Genomic DNA, 1,869 nt, shown 5'->3' on the forward strand with positions numbered 1-1,869 from the left:
AAGAACGGATGAAAGATATATAACAATGTGTGGTTTTGAGGGTATATGCCTGAAAAAAGAGAGTAAGCGCGAGTGGCTCAGTTGGTGGAGTACGACCTTGCCAAGGTCGGGGTCGCGGGTTCGAGTCCCGTCTCGCGCTCTTATTATTAGATAGTCAGAATCTTGAATTTGCAAGAGGTTCTGGCTATTTTTGTTTTTAAGGAATAATTCTATTAAGTGCTTATTTTGAATTATTGGAGAGCACGATAAGAGGATTCACATTATAGAAGTAATTATAATTATACGAAAAGATATTAGAACTCCATTAAAATATACTGTTTCCTATTTCTGAGGGATCAATTTTGTATGGGATAGATACTTGATTGTTATGAATGGACAGGAGATGGAAGGACATCTTTTTATTGATATATATATGTATTTTAAAAATAAGACCAACGGAAAAATAGTGCGAAGGCAATTTTCCATTGGTCTTATTTTTGATATTAATTTATAAAAACATGTCATCTATTACTTAATTAAACAGCAGATCCTGCATTAATTATATGTATTCCTTAAGCTGCACCAGATAAAATAGCAACATAAGCTCTGAGTAACCTTAAAGAATCTGATTTTCCCAACATGCCCTTTATAACCGTGAAAGGAGATAAAATCTGAGATCCTGCGTAAACACAGCCTATAAATACGCCAATTAATAGCAGTAGCATCAGAATCAGCCTATTTCCTGGAGTAATTGCAGTAGAGATATTCTTAGTGAATTATTTCTGTCTCATTTCTCACCTCTTAAGCTTATTCTTGCGATGTAAATGGAAAAGGGTGCACCAAGCACAGCAGTCATTACGCCTACTGGGGCTTCGGATGGCGTGATTACAAATCGTGCAGAAATGTCTGCAAGCAACTGAAGTGATTCTCCCATAACAGCATTATAGGGAATAATCCAGCGGTGGTCCCTGCCTACAATAAATCGGGAAATATGGGGAACCATTAAGCCAATAAAACTAATGGAGCCAGCAATAGCAACGGAACTTCCTGCCAATAATATAACGGAGACAGAAATAAGTAGCTTAACAATCCCCGTGCGCTGACCTAGACCCTTTGCAACATCAACTCCTGATGTTAATATGTTTATGTGGACAGCAAGGACAAAGGCCAAAGGCATGCCGATCATCATGTAGGTAAGTACCATTTTCTGATGCTCCGGATTACGGCCAACAATTGCTTCCGCAGGCCAGGAAAGTGTGTTCTTCATACCCGACTCGCTTAATACAAGCAGTCCCTGGGTGAAAGAAGTAAAAAGAGCAGTTATAACAGATCCTGTTAAAATGATTTTAATCGGAGTAAGCCCGTCCCTTCCGATGGAGCCCAGAAAATATACGGCAGCAGAAGAAATTGTCGCTCCGATAAATGCCGCCCATGCAATACTGACAGGCGGTAAGACATTTTGCATGGGAGTTGCTACAACTGCAAAGAATACGGCTCCGGAGTTAATCCCAAGAACATTGGGAGCAGTCAGCGGATTCTTGGTCAGAGCTTGTTTATATTTAGAAATTATATAAGTGTAATATATAGGCATATCAAACCCTAAAACAACATCATTATATTATTTCTAAAAAGATTGTAAAAAGGTGTTGACATTTGTCACCTGCTTTGGTATGATATAACTCGCCGCTGGAAACGGCGGCAAAAACTTCTTCGATAAGCACATCGATAGCCGATGAAAAAGCTTTGAAGGAAATGAAAAAAATGGTTGACAAAAACAACCGAAGATGATAAGATGTACGAGTTGCTCCTGAAGCGGACAACACAAAAAGCACTTTGAAAACAGAAGATTGAACAGTATGTAAAACCCTGAAAATTCTAATAATAAGCTGC

General features: G+C 38.7%; 2 protein-coding genes and 1 tRNA gene. 1 reads left to right on the forward strand and 2 read right to left on the reverse strand.

What is annotated here, in order from left to right:
- The first annotated feature begins 66 nt into the window (after positions 1 to 66).
- Positions 67 to 139 (forward strand) — tRNA-Gly (locus tag T546_RS0122315).
- A 627-nt stretch (positions 140 to 766) separates the two neighbouring features.
- Here T546_RS0122315 and T546_RS24405 read toward each other — a convergent pair.
- Together T546_RS24405 and T546_RS25780 are read right to left on the reverse strand one after the other, a co-directional pair.
- Positions 767 to 1,570, reverse strand: coding sequence for a FecCD family ABC transporter permease (locus T546_RS24405; protein WP_051630059.1), 804 nt, complete (start codon positions 1,568 to 1,570; stop codon positions 767 to 769).
- A gap of 22 nt (positions 1,571 to 1,592) precedes the next feature.
- Positions 1,593 to 1,869 (reverse strand): hypothetical protein (locus T546_RS25780; RefSeq protein WP_026893488.1); only part of this gene is annotated, 277 nt, incomplete at its 5' end.

The sequence above is a fragment of the [Clostridium] aerotolerans DSM 5434 genome (assembly GCF_000687555.1).
Classification (GTDB): domain Bacteria; phylum Bacillota; class Clostridia; order Lachnospirales; family Lachnospiraceae; genus Lacrimispora; species Lacrimispora aerotolerans.